Source organism: Enterobacter sp. MGH 33 (assembly GCF_000534535.1).
GTDB classification, from domain to species: Bacteria; Pseudomonadota; Gammaproteobacteria; order Enterobacterales; family Enterobacteriaceae; genus Enterobacter; species Enterobacter hormaechei_C.
Genome location: NZ_KI973212.1, coordinates 3,411,035 through 3,431,183, shown reverse-complemented (window position 1 = coordinate 3,431,183; position 20,149 = coordinate 3,411,035). Strand labels below are relative to the sequence as shown.

Annotated in this window: 12 protein-coding genes and 1 pseudogene; 9 read left to right on the top strand and 4 right to left on the bottom strand. The window is 56.0% G+C overall.

The window, feature by feature from the left end; translation table 11 throughout:
* Window positions 1–164: 164 nt before the first annotated feature.
* Window positions 165–893, bottom strand: a complete 729-nt coding sequence (gene ubiG / locus L379_RS08090) for a bifunctional 2-polyprenyl-6-hydroxyphenol methylase/3-demethylubiquinol 3-O-methyltransferase UbiG (protein ID WP_006811346.1) — start codon at window positions 891–893, stop codon at window positions 165–167.
* A 146-nt stretch (window positions 894–1,039) separates the two neighbouring features.
* Here ubiG and gyrA point away from each other — a divergent pair, with 146 nt between their 5' ends.
* The gene (gene gyrA, locus L379_RS08095) at window positions 1,040–3,676 is read left to right on the top strand and encodes a DNA topoisomerase (ATP-hydrolyzing) subunit A (protein ID WP_017693022.1); all 2,637 of its coding nucleotides are present in this window, start codon (window positions 1,040–1,042) and stop codon (window positions 3,674–3,676) included.
* A gap of 135 nt (window positions 3,677–3,811) precedes the next feature.
* Window positions 3,812–6,658: a two-component system sensor histidine kinase RcsC gene (gene rcsC, locus L379_RS08100; protein WP_017693023.1), complete on the top strand. Its 2,847-nt coding sequence runs from the start codon at window positions 3,812–3,814 to the stop codon at window positions 6,656–6,658.
* Window positions 6,659–6,742: 84 nt separating this feature from the next.
* Here the strand turns inward: rcsC and rcsB are convergent, their stop codons facing one another.
* Both rcsB and rcsD read right to left on the bottom strand, forming a co-directional pair.
* The gene (gene rcsB, locus L379_RS08105; RefSeq protein WP_003859405.1) at window positions 6,743–7,393 is read right to left on the bottom strand and encodes a response regulator transcription factor RcsB; all 651 of its coding nucleotides are present in this window, start codon (window positions 7,391–7,393) and stop codon (window positions 6,743–6,745) included.
* Window positions 7,394–7,409: 16 nt separating this feature from the next.
* The gene (gene rcsD, locus L379_RS08110) at window positions 7,410–10,082 is read right to left on the bottom strand and encodes a phosphotransferase RcsD (RefSeq protein ID WP_017383411.1); all 2,673 of its coding nucleotides are present in this window, start codon (window positions 10,080–10,082) and stop codon (window positions 7,410–7,412) included.
* 275 nt (window positions 10,083–10,357) lie between these two features.
* On the opposite strand from rcsD, the gene L379_RS08115 reads away from it, so the two are divergent.
* From L379_RS08115 to mgtE, 7 genes and pseudogenes are all read left to right on the top strand, one after another.
* Window positions 10,358–11,338 carry an IS5-like element IS5 family transposase gene (locus tag L379_RS08115; protein WP_001575870.1) on the top strand — a complete coding sequence of 327 codons (981 nt, stop codon included), beginning with the start codon at window positions 10,358–10,360 and terminating at the stop codon, window positions 11,336–11,338.
* Window positions 11,339–11,484: 146 nt separating this feature from the next.
* Window positions 11,485–12,483: pseudogene (locus tag L379_RS08120) on the top strand (porin OmpC); the annotation flags it as partial.
* A 114-nt stretch (window positions 12,484–12,597) separates the two neighbouring features.
* A complete protein-coding gene (gene apbE, locus L379_RS08125; RefSeq protein ID WP_015572290.1) occupies window positions 12,598–13,653 on the top strand; it encodes an FAD:protein FMN transferase ApbE in 1,056 nt (351 codons plus the stop codon).
* Window positions 13,654–13,725: 72 nt separating this feature from the next.
* Window positions 13,726–14,784, top strand: coding sequence for a bifunctional DNA-binding transcriptional regulator/O6-methylguanine-DNA methyltransferase Ada (ada, locus tag L379_RS08130; protein ID WP_032654307.1), 1,059 nt, complete (start codon window positions 13,726–13,728; stop codon window positions 14,782–14,784).
* Window positions 14,784–15,434: a DNA oxidative demethylase AlkB gene (gene alkB, locus L379_RS08135; RefSeq protein ID WP_003859395.1), complete on the top strand. Its 651-nt coding sequence runs from the start codon at window positions 14,784–14,786 to the stop codon at window positions 15,432–15,434. The genes ada and alkB overlap by 1 nt, the downstream gene beginning before the upstream one ends.
* Before the next feature lie 76 nt (window positions 15,435–15,510).
* The gene (locus L379_RS08140) at window positions 15,511–17,154 is read left to right on the top strand and encodes a multidrug ABC transporter permease/ATP-binding protein (RefSeq protein ID WP_017383408.1); all 1,644 of its coding nucleotides are present in this window, start codon (window positions 15,511–15,513) and stop codon (window positions 17,152–17,154) included.
* Between the two features lie 140 nt (window positions 17,155–17,294).
* On the top strand, window positions 17,295–18,731 hold the full coding sequence (gene mgtE, locus L379_RS08145; protein WP_006811337.1) for a magnesium transporter: 1,437 nt from the start codon (window positions 17,295–17,297) through the stop codon (window positions 18,729–18,731).
* Here the strand turns inward: mgtE and L379_RS08150 are convergent.
* On the bottom strand, window positions 18,694–19,986 hold the full coding sequence (locus L379_RS08150; RefSeq protein WP_032655668.1) for a SulP family inorganic anion transporter: 1,293 nt from the start codon (window positions 19,984–19,986) through the stop codon (window positions 18,694–18,696). The two genes, mgtE and L379_RS08150, sit on opposite strands and share 38 nt — an antisense overlap.
* Window positions 19,987–20,149: the final 163 nt, after the last annotated feature.

Sequence of the window (20,149 nt, the reverse complement as noted above, 5' to 3'; positions counted from 1 at the left end):
GTGAAAGGGTAAAAAAGGCTAAGTCCTCGTGCCGTAAGGCCTGGAAGAGATGTCAATAATTAAGAAAAAAAATTCAAAATTTGATCGAGTGCTGATTTCTTCAACGGGAGGTCAGAATTGCGCAACATGATGTCGCGCAATCATTATAAGAATAACGGATGACGTTAGTCGTTTTTGGCGGTTGTGTGCAACATATAGTTAACATCCACACCTGGGGCAAGTTTGAATTTATCCGTCAGCGGATTGTAGTGCAGGCCCGTCATGTGCTGCTCCTTAAGCCATGTCTGGTCAACCCAGCCCAGCAGTTCTGCAGGCTTGATGAACTTCTTCACGTCGTGCGTCCCTTTCGGCACCATGCGCAGCACGTATTCCGCGCCTACCACGGCCATCAGCCAGGCTTTGCCGTTGCGGTTGATGGTCGAGAAGAAGACCTGTCCACCCGGTTTCACCAGTTTTGCACAGGCGCTGACCACAGACTGCGGATCGGGAACGTGCTCCAGCATCTCCATGCAGGTCACCACGTCATACTGGTGCGCATGTTTTGCCGCGTGCTCTTCCACGGTTTCCTGGACATATTCTACCTGTACGCCGGACTCCAGCGCATGAAGACGCGCAACCTGTAGAGGTTCGAAGCCCATGTCCAGACCGGTGACGGTGGCCCCTTCACGCGCCATACTTTCCGCCAGGATGCCGCCGCCGCAGCCGACGTCGAGCACTTTCTTACCGAACAGACCGCCGGAACGCTCCGCGATATAGCCCAGACGCAGCGGGTTAATACGATGCAGAGGTTTGAACTCACCTTCGAGATCCCACCAGCGGGACGCCACCGCTTCAAATTTGGCAATCTCTTCGTGGTCAACGTTGTGAGCCACCGGGGATTTTTCGGCATTCATGGGCGCTTTTACTCCTTATTTAGCAAGACAAATGAGTATATCAGGCAATCCCTGTGAATAAAGCGTATAGGTTTACCTGTATCACCGCGGCTGTGTTATAATTTGCGACCTTTGAATCCGGGATACAGTAGAGGGATAGCGGTTAGATGAGCGACCTTGCGAGAGAAATTACACCGGTTAACATCGAGGAAGAGCTGAAAAGCTCCTATCTGGACTATGCGATGTCGGTCATTGTTGGCCGTGCGCTGCCGGACGTCCGCGATGGCCTGAAGCCGGTACACCGTCGCGTACTATACGCCATGAACGTATTGGGCAATGACTGGAATAAAGCCTACAAAAAATCTGCCCGTGTCGTTGGTGACGTAATCGGTAAATACCATCCTCATGGTGATTCCGCGGTGTACGACACCATTGTCCGTATGGCGCAGCCCTTCTCGCTGCGTTACATGCTGGTAGATGGTCAGGGTAACTTTGGTTCTATCGACGGCGACTCCGCCGCGGCAATGCGTTATACGGAAATCCGTCTGGCGAAGATTGCCCATGAGCTGATGGCTGACCTGGAAAAAGAGACGGTTGATTTCGTTGATAACTACGACGGCACGGAAAAAATTCCTGACGTTATGCCAACGAAGATCCCAAACCTGCTGGTGAACGGTTCGTCCGGTATCGCCGTCGGTATGGCAACCAACATTCCACCGCACAATATCACGGAAGTGATCAACGGCTGCCTGGCCTACATTGACGATGAAGACATCAGCATTGAAGGGCTGATGGAACACATCCCGGGCCCGGACTTCCCGACGGCGGCAATCATCAATGGCCGTCGCGGTATTGAAGAAGCGTACCGCACCGGTCGCGGCAAGATTTACATCCGTGCCCGCGCCGAAGTGGAAGCGGACGCTAAAACCGGCCGTGAAACCATTATTGTTCACGAGATCCCGTATCAGGTGAACAAAGCGCGACTGATTGAAAAAATCGCCGAGCTGGTAAAAGAAAAACGCGTTGAAGGCATCAGCGCGCTGCGTGACGAGTCTGATAAAGACGGTATGCGCATCGTGATTGAAATCAAGCGCGACGCGGTGGGTGAAGTTGTGCTGAACAACCTTTACTCCCAGACTCAGCTTCAGGTCTCCTTCGGTATCAACATGGTTGCGCTGCACCATGGCCAGCCGAAGATCATGAACCTGAAAGAGATCCTGAGCGCGTTCGTGCGTCACCGCCGTGAAGTGGTGACCCGTCGTACCATCTTCGAACTGCGCAAAGCGCGCGACCGTGCCCATATCCTTGAAGCACTGGCCGTTGCGCTGGCGAACATCGACCCGATCATCGAGCTGATCCGCCGTGCGCCGACGCCGGCAGAAGCGAAGGCGTCGCTGGTTGCGCGTCCATGGGATCTGGGCAACGTGGCGGCAATGCTGGAACGTGCCGGTGATGACGCTGCGCGTCCTGAGTGGCTGGAACCGGAATTCGGCGTGCGTGACGGTCAGTACTACCTGACTGAACAGCAGGCCCAGGCGATTCTGGATCTGCGTTTGCAGAAACTGACCGGCCTTGAGCATGAAAAACTGCTCGACGAGTACAAAGAGCTGCTGGAGCAGATTGCCGAGCTGCTGCATATCCTGGGTAGCGCAGAGCGCCTGATGGAAGTGATCCGTGAAGAGCTGGAGCTGGTTCGCGATCAGTTCGGCGACGAGCGTCGCACCGAAATCACAGCCAATAGCTCTGATATCAACATTGAAGATCTGATCAACCGCGAAGACGTGGTAGTGACGCTGTCTCACCAGGGCTACGTGAAGTATCAGCCGTTGACCGACTACGAAGCACAGCGTCGTGGCGGTAAAGGCAAATCTGCGGCGCGTATTAAAGAAGAAGACTTCATTGACCGTCTGCTGGTGGCCAACACCCACGACACGATCCTCTGCTTCTCCAGCCGGGGCCGTCTGTACTGGATGAAAGTCTATCAGCTGCCGGAAGCGAGCCGTGGCGCGCGGGGTCGTCCTATCGTCAATCTGCTGCCGCTGGAAGCGAACGAACGTATCACCGCTATTCTGCCGGTACGCGAGTACGAAGAGGGCGTGAACGTCTTTATGGCGACCGCGAGCGGTACCGTGAAGAAAACCGCGCTGACCGAGTTCAGCCGTCCACGTTCTGCCGGGATCATCGCGGTGAACCTGAACGAAGGCGATGAGCTGATCGGCGTGGATCTGACCTCCGGTTCTGATGAAGTCATGCTGTTCTCTGCCGCCGGTAAAGTGGTGCGCTTTAAAGAGAACGCCGTGCGCGCAATGGGTCGTACGGCGACCGGCGTGCGTGGTATCAAGCTGGCGGGTGAAGACAGCGTGGTTTCCCTGATCGTTCCTCGTGGCGAAGGCGCAATCCTGACCGTCACCCAGAACGGTTACGGTAAACGTACGGCGGAAAGCGAATACCCGACCAAGTCTCGCGGCACGCAGGGCGTTATCTCCATCAAAGTGACCGAGCGCAACGGTTCCGTTGTTGGCGCGGTGCAGGTGGACGACGCGGACCAGATCATGATGATCACCGATGCCGGTACGCTGGTGCGTACCCGCGTGTCTGAGATCAGCGTGGTGGGTCGTAACACCCAGGGCGTAATCCTCATCCGCACTGCGGAAGATGAAAACGTCGTCGGTCTGCAACGCGTTGCTGAGCCGGTGGATGACGAAGAGCTCGACTCTATCGACGGCAGCGTTGCGGAAGGGGATGATGAAATCGCCCCGGAAGCGGACACCGATGATGAAGTAGCGGATGACGCTGACGAGTAACGTCTCCTGACGCGTAAAGGGCCGGTTTCCGGCCCTTTTGTTTTGCGCAAGCAGACAAGTGAACGTTGCGACAAGCCGCGTTTACCGCTACCTTAACCACATTCTTTTTGACCCCGACGGCGGAGCCTCGCCCCTTTGAAATACCTCGTCTCCTTTCGTACCACCTTAAAAGTCTCTCGCTATCTGTTTCGGGCGCTTGCGCTACTGCTATGGTTGCTGGTGGCACTGCTCTCGGTGTTTTACATCGTTAACGCGTTACACCAGAAAGAAGCGGAGATCCGCCAGGAGTTTAACTTAAGCTCGGATCAGGCTCAGCGCTATATCCAGCGCACGTCTGACGTGATGAAAGAGCTTAAGTATATTGCTGAGAATCGACTCACGGCGGAGAACGGCATTCTTGCTATCCGCGGTCGGGATGAAAAAACCGAAGTACCTGATTTCGAACCGCTCTTCCCGGACTCCGATTGTTCCGCCATGAGCAAAGCCTGGCGTGGTTCACTGGAGTCCCTCTCATGGTTTATGCGCTACTGGCGCGATAATTTCTCGGCCGCCTACGATCTGAACCGTGTCTACCTGATTGGCAACGAAAATCTCTGCATGGCGGATTTCGGCCTGCGGGATATGCCCGTCGAACGCGAAGACGCGCTGAAAAGTCTGCATGAGCGTATAGTGAAATACCGCAATGCGCCTCAGGAAGAGCGCGGGAACAACATCTTCTGGATAAGCCAGGGGCCGCGCATGGGCGTCGGCTATTTCTATGCCCTGACTCCGGTTTACCTCGGAAACCGCCTGCAAGCGCTGCTGGGGATTGAACAAACCATCCGTATGGAAAACTTCTTCACGCCGGGCAGTCTGCCGATGGGCGTGACCATTCTGGATGAAAACGGCCATCCGCTCATCTCCCTTACCGGGCCTGAAAACCGCCTGAAGGTGGAACCCAGCTGGATGCAGGAGCGGTCATGGTTTGGCTATACCTCCGGGTTCCGCGAGCTGGTGCTGAAGAAAAGTTTACCGCCATCGTCGCTGAGCATTGTCTACTCGCTGCCGGTGGACAAGGTCCTGGAGCGCATTCGCATCCTGATCCTTAACGCCATTTTGCTAAACATCGCGGTAGGCGTCGCGCTGTTTATGCTGGCGAGAATGTATGAGCGGCGGATCTTTATTCCTGCGGAAGCGGATGCTCAGCGTCTGGAAGAGCATGAGCAGTTTAACCGTAAAATTGTCGCCTCGGCGCCGGTAGGGATCTGCATCCTGCGTACTCAGGACGGGACAAATATCCTCAGTAACGAGCTTGCCCATAACTACCTGAACATGCTCACGCATGAAGACCGCCAGCGGTTAACGCAGATCATCTGCGGTCAGCAGGTTAACTTTGTGGATGTGCTGACCAGCACCCACACCAACCTGCAAATCAGCTTCGTCCATTCTCGCTACCGCAATGAAAACGTGGCCATTTGCGTGCTGGTGGACGTCTCTGCGCGCGTGAAAATGGAAGAGTCATTGCAGGATATGGCGCAGGCGGCGGAGCAGGCCAGTCAGTCGAAATCGATGTTCCTCGCGACCGTCAGCCATGAGCTGCGAACGCCGCTGTACGGCATTATCGGTAACCTCGACCTGCTCCAGACCAAAGAGCTGCCGAAAGGGGTCGACCGGCTGGTGACGGCCATGAACAACTCGTCCAGCCTGCTGCTGAAAATCATCAGCGATATTCTCGATTTCTCTAAAATTGAATCCGAGCAGTTGAAAATAGAGCCGCGCGAGTTCTCCCCGCGCGAAGTGATGAACCATATCTGCGCTAACTACCTGCCGCTGGTGGTGCGTAAACAGCTTGGGCTGTACTGCTTTATCGAGCCGGATGTGCCGCTGACGCTGCATGGCGATCCGATGCGTCTGCAACAGGTCATCTCAAACCTGCTGAGCAACGCCATCAAATTTACCGATATCGGCTGTATTGTGCTGCACGTCTGTCGGGCAGGGGAGTACCTGACCATTCGCGTGCGCGACACGGGTGTTGGCATTCCGGCGAAAGAGGTCGTTCGCCTGTTCGATCCGTTCTTCCAGGTGGGAACCGGCGTCCAGCGTAATTTCCAGGGGACCGGGCTAGGTCTGGCGATTTGCGAGAAGCTTATCAGTATGATGGATGGAGATATCTCCGTCGATACAGAGCCAGGCATGGGCAGCCAGTTCACCATTCGTATTCCGCTCTATTCGGCGCACTATCCGGCGAAAACCACCGTCGACGGGCTGAGCGATAAGCACTGCTGGCTGGCGGTGCACAACGCCTCCTTACATGATTTCCTGACCTCGATGCTGACCAGCAGCGGCGTGCGGGTTTCACGCTACGAAGGCCAGACGCCGGACGCGGATGACATGCTGATCACCGACGTTGAGCCGGAGCAGGCGTGGGCGGGGCGGGGCGTAGTGATGTTCTGCCGCCGTCATATCGGTATTCCGCTTGAGCGTTCGCCTGGGGTATGGGTGCACAGCGTGGCGACACCGCACGAGCTGCTGGGCTTGCTGGCGCGTATTTACAGCGTGCAGCTTGAGGACAGCGACGGCGCCACCGTGCTGGCTTCCCCTGATGAGCTGGCGTCGGTGAACGACGATATGATGATTCTGGTCGTCGACGATCATCCAATTAACCGTCGTCTGCTCGCAGATCAGCTTGGCTCTCTGGGCTATCAGTGTAAAACGGCCAATGATGGCGTGGATGCCCTGAATGTCTTAAGTAAGAACCATATTGATATTGTGCTCAGCGATGTGAACATGCCTAACATGGACGGCTACCGTCTGACGCAGCGTATCCGACAGCTGGGGCTGACGCTGCCGGTGGTGGGGGTGACAGCCAACGCGCTGGCGGAGGAGAAGCAGCGCTGTCTGGAGTCGGGAATGGACAGCTGCCTGTCGAAGCCGGTCACGCTGGATGTACTGAAGCAGACGCTATCCGTGTATGCGGAGCGGGTACGAAAAGCGAGACAATAAAAAAGGCCCGAAAGGGCCTTTTTTATTTCTCCGGCGGCTGTAGGCCGGGTAAGCGCGAGCGCCACCCGGCGTAGACAGCGAAGATCAATCTTTGTCCGTTGCGCTCAGCGTCACGGAAGAGAGATAGTTCAGCAGGGCGATATCGTTATCCACACCCAGCTTCATCATTGCGGATTTTTTCTGGCTACTGATGGTTTTAATACTGCGGTTCAGCTTTTTGGCGATTTCAGTGACCAGGAAACCTTCAGCGAACAGACGCAGAACTTCACTCTCTTTAGGCGAGAGACGCTTGTCGCCATAACCACCCGCGCTGATTTTTTCAAGCAGGCGTGAGACGCTCTCAGGAGTGAATTTCTTCCCTTTCTGTAGCGCCGCCAGCGCTTTTGGCAGATCGGTAGGTGCGCCTTGTTTCAGCACAATCCCTTCAATATCGAGATCCAGAACGGCGCTCAGGATCGCCGGGTTATTGTTCATGGTCAGAACAATGATCGAAATGTCCGGGAAGTGGCGTTTAATGTATTTGATGAGCGTGATCCCATCACCGTACTTATCTCCAGGCATGGAGAGATCGGTAATGAGCACGTGCGCATCAAGTTTAGGCAAATTGTTAATGAGGGCTGTGGAATCTTCAAATTCACCGACTACATTCACCCACTCGATCTGTTCAAGTGATTTGCGAATACCGAACAGTACAATCGGATGGTCATCGGCAATAATTACGTTCATATTGTTCATGTATAAGGCTACCTTGCTACAGCAAGCTCTTGACGTAAGCGTCAATGTCGCTGATGTATTTTTCAATGCCAGAGGCATCTTTCTCACGAATTAGATGTTCCAGCGTTTCACATAACTGCTTGCCGGGAACCAGATTAAGCATGGCAAACACCCCTTTAAGCCGGTGTGCTGTCTGTGCCAGCGCTGCAAAATCCTGCGCAGCGGACTCAGTATACAACCGCTTAACATCATCTGGTACTGTATCAACGAAGAGCGAATAATATCCGCTGGCATGGAGTTCGGCATTTTCATCGCCGCCTAACGGTGACTCCAGGATCTCTTCCTGCGCCAGATTCTCTTCAATCAGTTGTAATACAGCTTCCTGCATTGCATTGCTCATATTAAAGTTGACGCGCAGCTGCCCAGGGCCGATTTTCCGCACGCCTGGCTCATCATCGCTTAAAAGCAAGCCTGAGGCAGTAAGATTAGACGGATTATCAGTTAAAAATAGATCAAATTCTTGACTCGCGAGCCTTTCGTCCGGGGTAATGCAGGACGCCCCCCAGTTTTCCAGCTGACGAACGACGATATTTCGGATCTCACTGGAGGTCACATCCACCATCACCACCACATCGTCCAGCAGACGCTCTTCATCCTCTTCCTGGGGATTCGCCGCCATTTTCACGTGTAAAGAGTAGCGGGTGCCGAGGGATTCGCGGGCCTTAATGTTCAGATGACCGCCCAGCTTACGCGCCAGCTGATCGCAGAGCCAGAAGGTGAGGGCATTCGCCTTACCGTAGTGGTCGCGCTGGGTATCGTTCAGGAACGGGAAGTGCAGGTTATCAATTTCGCTCACTGTGACGCCTTCGCCCGTATCCAGAATGCGGAACGTCAGACGATCGTCGGTGGACTCATCGGTGCTGACTTCAAGGGTGATCTTGCCGATCTGCGTCGTGGTGACGGCATACTGTATCAACATCATCAGGATGCGACGCAGGGCATCGCGATCGCCGTGACGTTCGTCGTTGGCCGGTAAATGGTTGTTGATCAGCAGCTGGAGTCCCTTGCGCTTGATCACCGGCAGGACTTCCGGCACCACCTCATCAATCAGGTCCTGAATGGAGAAGAGCGTAGGGGTGCCCTTCCAGATGTCATTTTCCAGCATGTTCGCAAGCTGGATTTCGTCCACCAGACGAACCAGGGAGTCGGCCTGGCTGCTGAGCTGTCGGCTTTCCGGCGTGCTCAGATCAGCAATCTGCGTGGCGAGTGACTTCAACGGTTGTTTAAAGGCATCGCCAATATTTTGCATAAACGCCGCGCGGCCATGTTGGTTTTTCTCGTACAGCCTTTGCGCCTGCTTGAGCTTTTTATTCACCAGCACTTCGCGATCCTGATCGCGAATGATGAAGATTTGCGTGCGCGAGGCGACCTGACTGCGGAACTGGCGGATCTCATACAGTTCATTATTAACGGTGGCCTGAATAACGCCCTGGTGCTGGTCCGCCATGGCCGTAATATTTTGCAGGTTAAGATGCGGCAGAAGGTGATCGGCAATTTTATTGCTCATTACCGTGCGGTTAGCCTCCTGGTCGTGAACGAGCACCCCAAGCGGCAGCACGGAAATAATCTCTTCATTCAGGGCACGAAGAATGCGCAACTCGTTGCTGGTCCCGGCTGATACCGACGTCGAGTCGCTCTGGCGGCCCGACTGGAAGCGGAAGGTGCTGTAGCCAAACAGCGCCAGCGCCAGCAGGCCAATATTCAGCAACAGCGGCAGCAGAATGTTTTGCAGAGTATCAAGCATCAGGGTGCCAAAAGGCACCTGCCACACCAGACGCATACCGGTTGAGTTGAGCGATGAGGCAATCTCAATCTTTGAGCCATTAAAGGAGATCGCTACGCTGTCCGCGCCTTCTTTATCCGACGGCGTGCGCATATTTTGGGTGCTGTTGTCTGGCTCCAGACGGAAACTGTCCAGCGGCATATCCGGTGGGATGAGATCGTTAATCGGCAGGTCGAAGGCAACCACGGTCGCCAGATGGCCCGGCTGGTTAAAAGTGGTTCGCAGCGTAAAGTAGTGGCCATTCTGCCAGGCAAGACGGCGTAGTGACGAGAAACTTTCTCGCTCGTCCAGCGCGTTGGCCTGTTGCAGCATTTCTGCCCGACGGGAATCCACAATACTGCCCACGGTGGTCTCTTTAAAGCCGGAGGAGAGATCCTTAAGCGGCAGGGTTGAGATCAGGATCATGCTGTTGTCCTGACCGTTCAGGTAATACATTGACCACGGTACGGTCTCGGCGCCCCACAGGGTGTCCAGATAGGAGGAGATCCGCTGCGTCATCTCAAGCGTTGCGCTGTCGTGCGAGCCGAAAATCAGGGCTTCCGTCTTCCGCTGCGGTTTTTCAAGGTAATACACATCCTGCTTAAGGCGCGTTTCCTGCAACCCTTCGCCTGACGAGGTGGCAGGCGCGGCAGCGATATTGTCGTAGATTTGCCAGGTCGCATAGCGCCACGTATCAATGCGCTTGTGCACCGCATGGGTGATATCGACGATTTGATAGCTTTTATCTTTAAGCCAGGTATTAACGGCGCTCTGAACCATCACCCCCATTGTGACTAACAGCACAACGATCAACAGAAGAAAGAAACGGGTGATGCTGCCCGGTAGAAGGGAGAATTTGCTCGGGGCGGTAGTTTCAGTCTGACTCATCGATGTGTTTAACCCGTAATGGCCGCGCGGTAATGGGATAGGGCAGTATAAAGGGTAATAACTGAATTTCCAGCGTCGTTAACGGTATGACCTTGACTTTTTATCCGGGTAACCGGCTTCAACGTCCCCGGATGAAAGGTGTACAAAACCCCGTGAAATGTATAAATACGCGATCGCACCGGCAGGAAAATAGCACGAATAAACAAGGGAAGGTGCGAACAAGTTCCTGATATGAGATCATCATATTCATCCGGAGCGCATCCCAGAGGGACATCATGAGCCATCAACTCACCTTCGCCGATAGTGAATTCAGCACTAAGCGCCGTCAGACCCGAAAAGAGATTTTCCTCTCCCGCATGGAGCAGATTCTGCCATGGCAGAATATGACCGCTGTCATCAAGCCGTTTTATCCCAAGGCGGGCAATGGCCGACGGCCCTATCCGCTGGAGACCATGCTGCGTATTCACTGCATGCAGCATTGGTACAACCTGAGCGACGGTGCCATGGAAGATGCCCTGTACGAAATCGCCTCCATGCGTCTGTTTGCCCGGTTATCCCTGGATAGCGCCTTGCCGGACCGCACCACCATCATGAATTTCCGCCACCTGCTGGAGCAGCATCAACTGGCCCGCCAATTGTTCAAGACCATCAATCGCTGGCTGGCCGAAGCAGGCGTCATGATGACTCAAGGCACCTTGGTCGATGCCACCATCATTGAGGCACCCAGCTCGACCAAGAACAAAGAGCAGCAACGCGATCCGGAGATGCATCAGACCAAGAAAGGAAATCAGTGGCACTTTGGCATGAAGGCCCACATTGGTGTCGATGCCAAGAGTGGCCTGACCCACAGCCTAGTCACCACCGCGGCCAACGAGCATGACCTCAATCAGCTGGGTAATCTGCTGCATGGAGAGGAGCAATTTGTCTCAGCCGATGCCGGCTACCAAGGGGCGCCACAGCGCGAGGAGCTGGCCGAGGTGGATGTGGACTGGCTGATCGCCGAGCGCCCCGGCAAGGTAAGAACCTTGAAACAGCATCCACGCAAGAACAAAACGGCCATCAACATCGAATACATGAAAGCCAGCATCCGGGCCAAGGTGGAGCACCCATTTCGCATCATCAAGCGACAGTTCGGCTTCGTGAAAGCCAGATACAAGGGGTTGCTGAAAAACGATAACCAACTGGCGATGTTATTCACGCTGGCCAACCTGTTTCGGGCGGACCAAATGATACGTCAGTGGGAGAGATCTCACTAAAAACTGGGGATAACGCCTTAAATGGCGAAGAAACGGTCTAAATAGGCTGATTCAAGGCATTTACGGGAGAAAAAATCGGCTCAAACATGAAGAAATGAAATGACTGAGTCAGCCGAGAAGAATTTCCCCGCTTATTCGCACCTTCCTTAGATCTGTACGGTAAAGTGGATGGTCTGCACTATTTCTCTGATGACGACAGTGCAGACGGCGACCAGACCTACATGCGTCTTGGCTTCAAAGGCGAAACTCAGGTTAACGACCAGCTGACCGGTTACGGCCAGTGGGAATACCAGATCCAGGGTAACTCTGGTGAGAACGAAAACAACTCATGGACGCGTGTGGCGTTCGCAGGTCTGAAATTCGCGGATGCGGGTTCATTCGACTACGGTCGTAACTACGGCGTTGTTTACGATGTGACTTCCTGGACCGACGTTCTGCCGGAATTCGGCGGCGATACCTACGGTTCTGACAACTTCATGCAGCAGCGTGGTAACGGCTTCGCGACCTACCGTAACCAGGACTTCTTCGGTCTGGTTGATGGTCTGAACTTCGCGTTGCAGTACCAGGGTAAAAACGGCAGCCCAAGCGGCGAAGGCCAGACCAACAACGGTCGTGAGGCACTGCGTCAGAACGGTGATGGCTACGGTGGCTCTCTGACCTACGATCTGGGCGAAGGCTTCGCACTCGGTACGGCGGTCACCAGCTCTAAACGTACTGATGACCAGAACGCCATGGCCTACGGTAACGGCGATCGCGCAGAGACCTACACCGGTGGTCTGAAATACGACGCGAACAACATCTACCTGGCTGCACAGTATACTCAGACTTACAACGCGACCCGTGCGGGCGACCTGGGCTGGGCTAACAAAGCGCAAAACTTCGAAGTGGTTGCGCAGTATCAGTTCGACTTCGGTCTGCGTCCATCCGTGGCGTACCTGCAATCTAAAGGTAAGGACCTGGAAAACGGCTACGGCGACCAGGATCTGCTGAAATATGTTGATGTTGGCGCGACTTACTACTTCAACAAAAATATGTCCACCTACGTTGATTACAAAATCAACCTGGTTGATGAGAACGACTTCACTCGCGCAGCAGGTATCGGTACTGACGATATCGTCGCGCTGGGTCTGGTTTACCAGTTCTAATTGCTCATACAGCGACAAAGGGGCCATCAGGCCCCTTTTTTCATGCTTTTTTAGGGTCTTACAAATACGCTGTTTTAGTGTACTCTTGCCGCCCTGGCATGAGGATAATAACCAATGGATATGACTTTTTTACGCGCCAGCGTTCTGGCGACTTTTTTACTCCTGACCGCGTGTGACTCTTCCACACAGCCCGCAAAAATCGACGCACCCGCCGCGACGGTGCTGGAAGGGAAAACCATGGGGACCTTCTGGCGCGTCAGCGTGATGGATATTGATAAATCCCGCGCTGAAGAATTACGCGGTAAAATTCAGGCGCAGCTGGATGCCGACGATCAGCTACTCTCTACCTATAAAAATGACTCAGCGCTGATGCGTTTCAATCGCTCCAGCAGCACCTCGCTGTGGCCGGTGAGCGAAGCGATGGCCGATATCGTCACGGAATCGATGCGCGTGGGCTACAAAACCAACGGCGCAATGGATGTGACCGTGGGGCCGCTGGTGAACCTGTGGGGATTTGGCCCCAACAAGCAGCCGGTGACTACACCCGATCAAGCCGCCATCGACGACGCCCGCGCCCGTACAGGGTTACAGCATCTGGCGGTGATCTCCCAGTACGGTCAGCAATACCTGCAAAAAGATATTCCCGACCTGTTTGTCGATCTCTCCACGGTAGGCGAGGGGTATGCTGCGGATCATCTCGCGGCCCTGATGGCGCAGGAAGGCATTCCGCGTTATCTGGTTTCCGTCGGGGGCGCGCTCGTCAGCCGGGGCATGAACGCCAGCGGCAGGCCGTGGCGAGTGGCCATCCAAAAACCAACCGATCAGCAGAACGCGGTGCAGGCGATTGTCGACATCAACGGGCATGGTATCAGCACCTCCGGAAGCTACCGCAACTATTACGAGCTGGATGGCAAACGTATCTCGCACGTGATTGATCCGCAAACCGGACGCCCGATTACCCACAACCTGGTGTCCGTGACGGTGATAGCCCCAACCGCGCTGGAAGCGGATGCCTGGGATACCGGATTGATGGTGCTCGGCACGGAGAAGGCCAAAGAGGTGGTGCGTCAGGAAGGGCTGGCCGTCTATATGATCACCAAAGAGGCTGACGGATTTAAAACCTGGAGTTCGCCGCAGTTCAATAGCTTCCTGGTGAGCGAAAAAAATTAAAAAGCAAGGTTGCGGGTTTTTGTTCGGTGGCGTTCAGGCAAGCTGAGCGTATGCTTGTAAGAGGAGCCGATAATGAAAAACACAACCTATCTTACCGATGAGGATCGCTGGCAGGCCGTACTGGCCCGCGATCCGCGTGCGGATAACCAGTTTGTCTTTGCCGTGCAGACGACCGGCATTTATTGTCGTCCGTCCTGCCGCGCCCGCCACGCGCTGCGTAAAAATGTCTGCTTTTATCCTGATGCTCACCAGGCCGCGCAGGCGGGTTTCCGCCCCTGTAAGCGCTGTAGGCCGGACCAGGTCGACCCTATGGCGCAGAAAAAGGCCAACATTGCGCTGGCCTGTCGACTGCTTGAACAGGATGCCGCGCTGAACCTGGAGGCACTGGCGCAGCAGGTTGCCATGAGTCCGTTCCATTTCCACCGCTTGTTTAAATCCGTCACCGGCATGACGCCGAAAGCATGGCAGCAGGCCGCGCGTGAACAACGCCTGCGCACCCTGCTTGCACAGGGCGGTAAAATCACCGACGCCGTACTGGCCGCTGGCTTTCCGGACGGCAGCAGCTACTACCGTAAAGCCAACGGCGCGCTGGGCATGACGGCAAAACAGTACCGCAACGGAGAGGCTGCGGTCCGCTATGCCATCAGTGACTGCTCGCTGAGCCGCTGTCTGGTGGCGGAAAGCGAGCGCGGGATCTGCGCAATACTGCTGGGTGATGACGACGCCGGGCTGACGGCTGAGCTGCTGTCACTGTTTCCGCTTGCCGTCCGTGAACCGATGGAAGGCGCGTTTGCCGGGCGTGTTCGGCAGGTTATTGCCTCTGTCGACAGCCGCGCGACGCCGCTGACGCTGCCGCTGGATATCCGTGGTACCGCCTTCCAGCAGCAGGTCTGGCAGGCGCTGCGGGATATCCCCTGCGGTGAAACGGCAAGCTATCAGCAGGTGGCGAAGGCCATTGGTAAACCCAATGCCGTACGTGCCGTGGCGGGGGCCTGCGGTGCCAACAAACTGGCGATAGTCATCCCCTGTCACCGCGTGGTGCGTAACGACGGTGCGCTGTCGGGTTATCGCTGGGGAGCAGCGCGTAAGATGCTATTGTTGAAACGTGAGGCGAACAACCCGGAGGGATAATGCTCGATCTTTTTGCTGATGCTGAACCCTGGCACGAGCCGCTCGCGCCGGGGGCGACGATCCTGAGACGCTTCGCGCTTTCCCGCGCGGCGGCGCTGTTCGACGGTATTGATGCCGTTACCGCTTGTTCGCCGTTTCGCCATATGGTTACGCCGGGCGGGTATACCATGTCCGTGGCGATGACCAACTGCGGCGAACTGGGATGGGCGACGAATGAGCGGGGCTATGTATATGCCGCGAACGATCCGCTGACGGATCAGCCGTGGCCGCCGATGCCGGAGGCGTTTCAGGCGCTGTGTCATGACGCCGCCGTGGCGGCCGGTTATCCTGATTTTCGACCCGATGCCTGTCTTATCAACCGCTATGCCGTTGGGGCAAAGCTCTCCTTGCATCAGGATAAGGACGAGCCGGACCTGCGCGCGCCGATCGTCTCGGTATCCCTTGGGCTGCCCGCTGTCTTTCAGTTTGGCGGCCTGCGGCGCAACGACCCGCTCAAACGGCTGATGCTGGAGCATGGTGATGTGGTGGTCTGGGGCGGTGAATCACGGCTTTTTTACCACGGTATTCAGCCGCTTAAACCTGGCGATCACCCGGTGGCGGGGGCATTTCGCTACAACCTCACGTTCCGTCAGGCGGCATACAGAGAATAAAAATAAGAATTATTCTTGATGTGTGTGAAAGGCAGTTTACACTGCTGGCTGATTTTTCTTGTCCGGATTGCTCTGCATGCAACTACTTCTTCTTGTCTGGCGGCAGTATCGCTGGCCTTTTATCGCGGTGATGGCGTTAAGCCTTGCCAGCGCGGCGCTGGGGATCGGCCTGATTGCCTTCATTAACGTGCGTTTGATCGAAATGGTCGACACGTCACTCTCCGTCCTGCCGGAATTTCTGGGTTTACTGCTGCTGCTGATGGCAGTCACGCTCGGGTCACAGCTGGCGCTGACCGCCCTCGGCCACCATTTCGTTTTCCGTCTGCGCAGTGAGTTCATCAAACGGATCCTTGATACTCAGGTGGAACGCATCGAGCAGCTGGGAAGTGCCTCTCTGCTGGCGGGGCTGACCAGCGATGTGCGCGCCATTACCATCGCCTTTGTGCGCCTGCCGGAGCTGGTGCAGGGGATCATCCTGACATTTGGCTCGGCAGCCTATCTCGCCTGGCTCTCCAGCAAAATGCTGGCGGTTACGGCGCTGTGGATTGTTATTACCATCTGGGGCGGGTTCCTGCTGGTATCACGCGTCTATAAGCACATGGCGGTGCTGCGCGAAACGGAAGACAAGCTCTATAACGATTATCAGACGGTGCTGGAAGGGCGCAAAGAGCTGACGCTGAACCGCGAGCGTGCCGAGCATATCTTCAACCATCTCTATATCCCGGATGCGCACGAATATCGTCATCACATTATCCGCGCCGATACGTTCCACCTGAGCGCCGTGAACTGGTCCAACATCATGATGCTGGGCGCGATTGGCCTGGTGTTCTGGATGGCGAACAGCCTGGGGTGGGCGGATACCAACGTGGCGGCAACCTACTCCCTGACGCTGCTGTTTTTACGCACGCCGCTGCTGTCGGCCGTTGGCGCACTGCCGACGCTGCTGAGCGCTCAGGTGGCCTTCAACAAGCTGAAGAAATTCGACCTTGCGCCGTTTAAGGCTGAGTTCCCGCGCCCGCAGGCCTTCCCGAACTGGCAAACGCTGGAGCTGCGTAACGTTACCTTCCGCTATCAGGATAACGCCTTCTCCGTAGGGCCGATAAACCTGACCATTCATCGCGGCGAACTGCTGTTCCTTATCGGCGGCAACGGCAGCGGCAAATCTACGCTGGCGATGCTGCTGACGGGCCTCTACCAGCCGCAGGCAGGTGAAATTTTGCTGGATGGTAAAGCGCTGAGCGCGGAGAAACCGGAGGACTACCGCAAGCTCTTCTCGGCGGTATTTACCGACGTCTGGCTGTTCGACCGGCTGCTGGGACCGGAAGGGCAGCAGGCGGATCCGGCGCTGGTGGAAAAGTGGCTTGCGCACCTGCAAATGTCGCACAAGCTGGAGCTACAGGATGGCAAAATCCTGAATCTCAAACTATCGAAAGGGCAGAAGAAGCGCGTGGCGCTGCTGCTGGCCCTGGCCGAGGAGCGTGACATCATCCTGCTGGATGAGTGGGCCGCCGATCAGGACCCGCACTTCCGTCGCGAGTTTTATCAGGTCCTGCTGCCGCTGATGCAGGCGATGGGAAAAACCATTTTTGCCATCAGCCATGACGATCACTACTTCATTCACGCCGACCGTCTGCTGGAGATGCGCGACGGCAAGCTGAGCGAGCTGACCGGCGATGAGCGCGATGCGGCGTCACGGGACGCGGTGGCGCGTACGGCCTGATTGCAATTGTGCCGGGTGGCGCCCGGCACACTAATTTTTCATATATGCCGTTTTTTTCTCCATCCCGACCCGCCGTTTATTCTTATTTACATATCCCCGCGCTATGCTTAACGCCAACTCATTTAATGGATTTATGATTGATGTCGGTATTAAAGAAAAACAGCGCCAGGCAGCGTGACCAGGAGCGTGCGCGGCTCATCTGGCTCCTGACGACCGATAAAGCGGTCACGTCAACGTTATTGGGTAAGCTAACCCTGGCTGAGCAATATGATGTCGGCACGCTGGCCGACGATATTGCTGAGGTAGGTGCGCTGGTTGCACATTTACCGCCCCCGGACCTGGCGGACACCCTGGAGGCATTGCCTTCCGAGGAGCGCCACGCCCTGTGGCGGCTGGTGCAGGATCACGAGCGCGGTCAGGTATTGCTTGAAGCCTCGGAAAACGTCTGGGATGACCTTATCGATGAGATGAGCGACCGGGACATCCTTGACGCCCTGCAAACGCTGGATATCGATGAGCAGATTTACCTCGTTCAGCATCTTCCGCGCAACCTGACCGGACGCCTGCTGGCTTCCCTGCCTGCTGAAGAGCGGGCGCGCGTGCGTCAGGTGATGCACTACGAGAAAAACAGCGTCGGCGCGATCATGGAGTTTGGCGTCATCACCGTGCGCCCGGACGTCACCCTGGGTACGGTGCAGCGCTATCTTCGTCGCCTGGGCAGTATGCCGGACAACACCGATAAACTGTTCGTCACCTCGCGGGATAAAACTCTGCTCGGGGAGCTGGAGCTGAAAACGATCCTGCTGAACAGCACCCAGCAGCGGGTGAGTGAGGTCATGGAAACCGAGCCGATGGTCTTCTCGCCGGAAGACGATGCCGAAAAAGCGGCGCGTACCTTCGAACGTGATGACCTGGTGAGCGCGGCGGTGGTGGATTCGGTGGGCAAGCTGATGGGGCGTCTGACCATCGATGAGATCGTTGACGTGGTCTATGAAGAGACCGATAACGACCTGCGTGCCCTTGGCGGGATCAGTGCCGAAGATGACGTTCATGCCTCCGTCGGCAAGGCCGTCAAAACGCGCTGGGCGTGGCTCGCCATCAATTTATGCACCGCGTTCGTGGCGTCCCGCGTTATTGACGGCTTCGAACATACCATTTCCCAGCTGGTGGCCCTGGCGTCGCTGATGCCGATTGTGGCGGGGATCGGCGGGAACACCGGTAACCAGACTATCACCATGATCGTTCGCGCCCTGGCGCTGGAAAACATACAGCCGGGTAATTTCTCGTGGCTGATTTTCAGGGAGATGGGCGTCGCGCTGATTAATGGCCTGGTCTGGGGCGGCATCATGGGCGGCATTACCTGGTGGCTGTATGATGATATGGCGCTGGGCGGGGTCATGATGCTGGCGATGGTGCTGAACCTGCTGGTGGCGGCGATGATGGGCGTGATTATCCCGTTGACCATGACCCGGCTGGGGCGCGACCCCGCGGTGGGGTCGAGCGTGATGATCACCGCCATTACCGATACCGGCGGTTTCTTTATTTTTCTTGGACTGGCGACGATTTTTCTTCTGTAGCCAGCGCTTTTTGCTTAAGTCGGGCAGGGAGGATGAACATCATCACAATCCCGCCCAGCACGCCAATCGCCAGGTTGCCGGTGAAAACCGTTGCCACAACCGTCACCAGCATCACGACGGTTTCAGCCACCGGCGCGTTTTTCAGCGTTCCGGGCTGAACGCTATGCCAGCTAAAGGTCTTGACGGCCACAATGGCCATAATTCCCGCCAGTACCGCCATCGGAATTTTGGCCATCACCTCGCTGAGCGCCGTAACCAGCACCAGCAGTACGATGCCCGCCGCAAGGGTGGAGATACGGCTTCTGCCTTTCCCCATCTCCACGTTAACGATGGTCTGCCCAATCATCGCGCAGCCCGCAATGCCGCCGTAGAACCCGGCCATAATATTGCCCACGCCCAGCCCGATGCTCTCGCGGCGCTTACTGGAGGGGGTAGCGGTCAGCTCGTCCACCAGTTTTGCCGTCAACAAGGATTCCAGCAGGCCAACGAAAGCGATACTGAGCGCGCACGGCCAGATGATGCTCAGGGTTTCCAGATTGAGCGGCACCAGCAGTTGCGTAAAGCCCGGCAAACCGCCGCCCATGGAACCTTCATCCCCTACCGTCGGCAGGATTTGCCCGCTGGTGACGGTGAACAAAGTCAGCAGCACAATGGCAATCAGCGGGGAGGGCACGCTTTTGATATAGCGTGGCACCCACAGCACAATCAGCAGCGTCAGCACGAACAGGCCCACAATCAGCGGGCTTCGGCTCCAGAAATGGGGCACCTGGGCAAAGAAAATCAAAATGCCAAGGGCGTTAACAAACCCGGTCATCACCGACTGGGGAATAAAGCGCATCAGCCGCGCCATACCCAGCGCGCCGAACAGGATCTGAATCACGCCTGCCATCACCACTGCGGGCAGAATGTACTGTACGCCGTGTTGATGGACCATCGGCCCAATCACCAGCGCGACGGAACCTGCCGCCGCCGTCACCATGGCCGGACGCCCGCCGAGCAGGGAAAGGGCGAAACAGAGCACCACGGAGGCGATAAGGCTCACTTTCGGATCCACGCCCGCGACCACGGAAAACGAAATCACTTCCGGGATCAGCGCCAGCGCGGTGATCACACCGGCCAGGGTTTCGCGCATCAGACGGTGAGGCGAACGTAAAACAGTGGCGACATGGCCTTCTTGAGGTACAGACGAGTGGGGTAATGAAACAATTCGCTGGTAGGGGCAGGCTTCCGTGCGCGCGATCACAAAGTGCAGCATGATAGCCAGGAAAATCGTCGGGTGCCAGCCTGTCTGCCAAATCCCTACAAACAATCCATCATTAAATTTCACAATTACAATAATTTCGTAACCTTTAAACAATATTTAAAAGTTGCTACCGTGCCACCGCAGCGTGTTTCACCTGTAATTTCCACGCATCAAG

Bases quoted from the DNA above. Each gene is read 5' to 3' on its own strand.
- L379_RS08150 (WP_032655668.1), bottom strand. From the start codon at position 19,986: ATGCTGCACTTTGTGATCGCGCGCACGGAAGCCTGCCCCTACCAGCGA.
- apbE (WP_015572290.1), top strand. From the start codon at position 12,598: ATGGATATGACTTTTTTACGCGCCAGCGTTCTGGCGACTTTTTTACTC.
- ubiG (WP_006811346.1), bottom strand. From the start codon at position 893: ATGAATGCCGAAAAATCCCCGGTGGCTCACAACGTTGACCACGAAGAG.
- L379_RS08115 (WP_001575870.1), top strand. From the start codon at position 10,358: ATGAGCCATCAACTCACCTTCGCCGATAGTGAATTCAGCACTAAGCGC.
- ada (WP_032654307.1), top strand. From the start codon at position 13,726: ATGAAAAACACAACCTATCTTACCGATGAGGATCGCTGGCAGGCCGTA.
- alkB (WP_003859395.1), top strand. From the start codon at position 14,784: ATGCTCGATCTTTTTGCTGATGCTGAACCCTGGCACGAGCCGCTCGCG.
- gyrA (WP_017693022.1), top strand. From the start codon at position 1,040: ATGAGCGACCTTGCGAGAGAAATTACACCGGTTAACATCGAGGAAGAG.
- mgtE (WP_006811337.1), top strand. From the start codon at position 17,295: ATGTCGGTATTAAAGAAAAACAGCGCCAGGCAGCGTGACCAGGAGCGT.
- L379_RS08140 (WP_017383408.1), top strand. From the start codon at position 15,511: ATGCAACTACTTCTTCTTGTCTGGCGGCAGTATCGCTGGCCTTTTATC.
- rcsB (WP_003859405.1), bottom strand. From the start codon at position 7,393: ATGAACAATATGAACGTAATTATTGCCGATGACCATCCGATTGTACTG.
- rcsD (WP_017383411.1), bottom strand. From the start codon at position 10,082: ATGAGTCAGACTGAAACTACCGCCCCGAGCAAATTCTCCCTTCTACCG.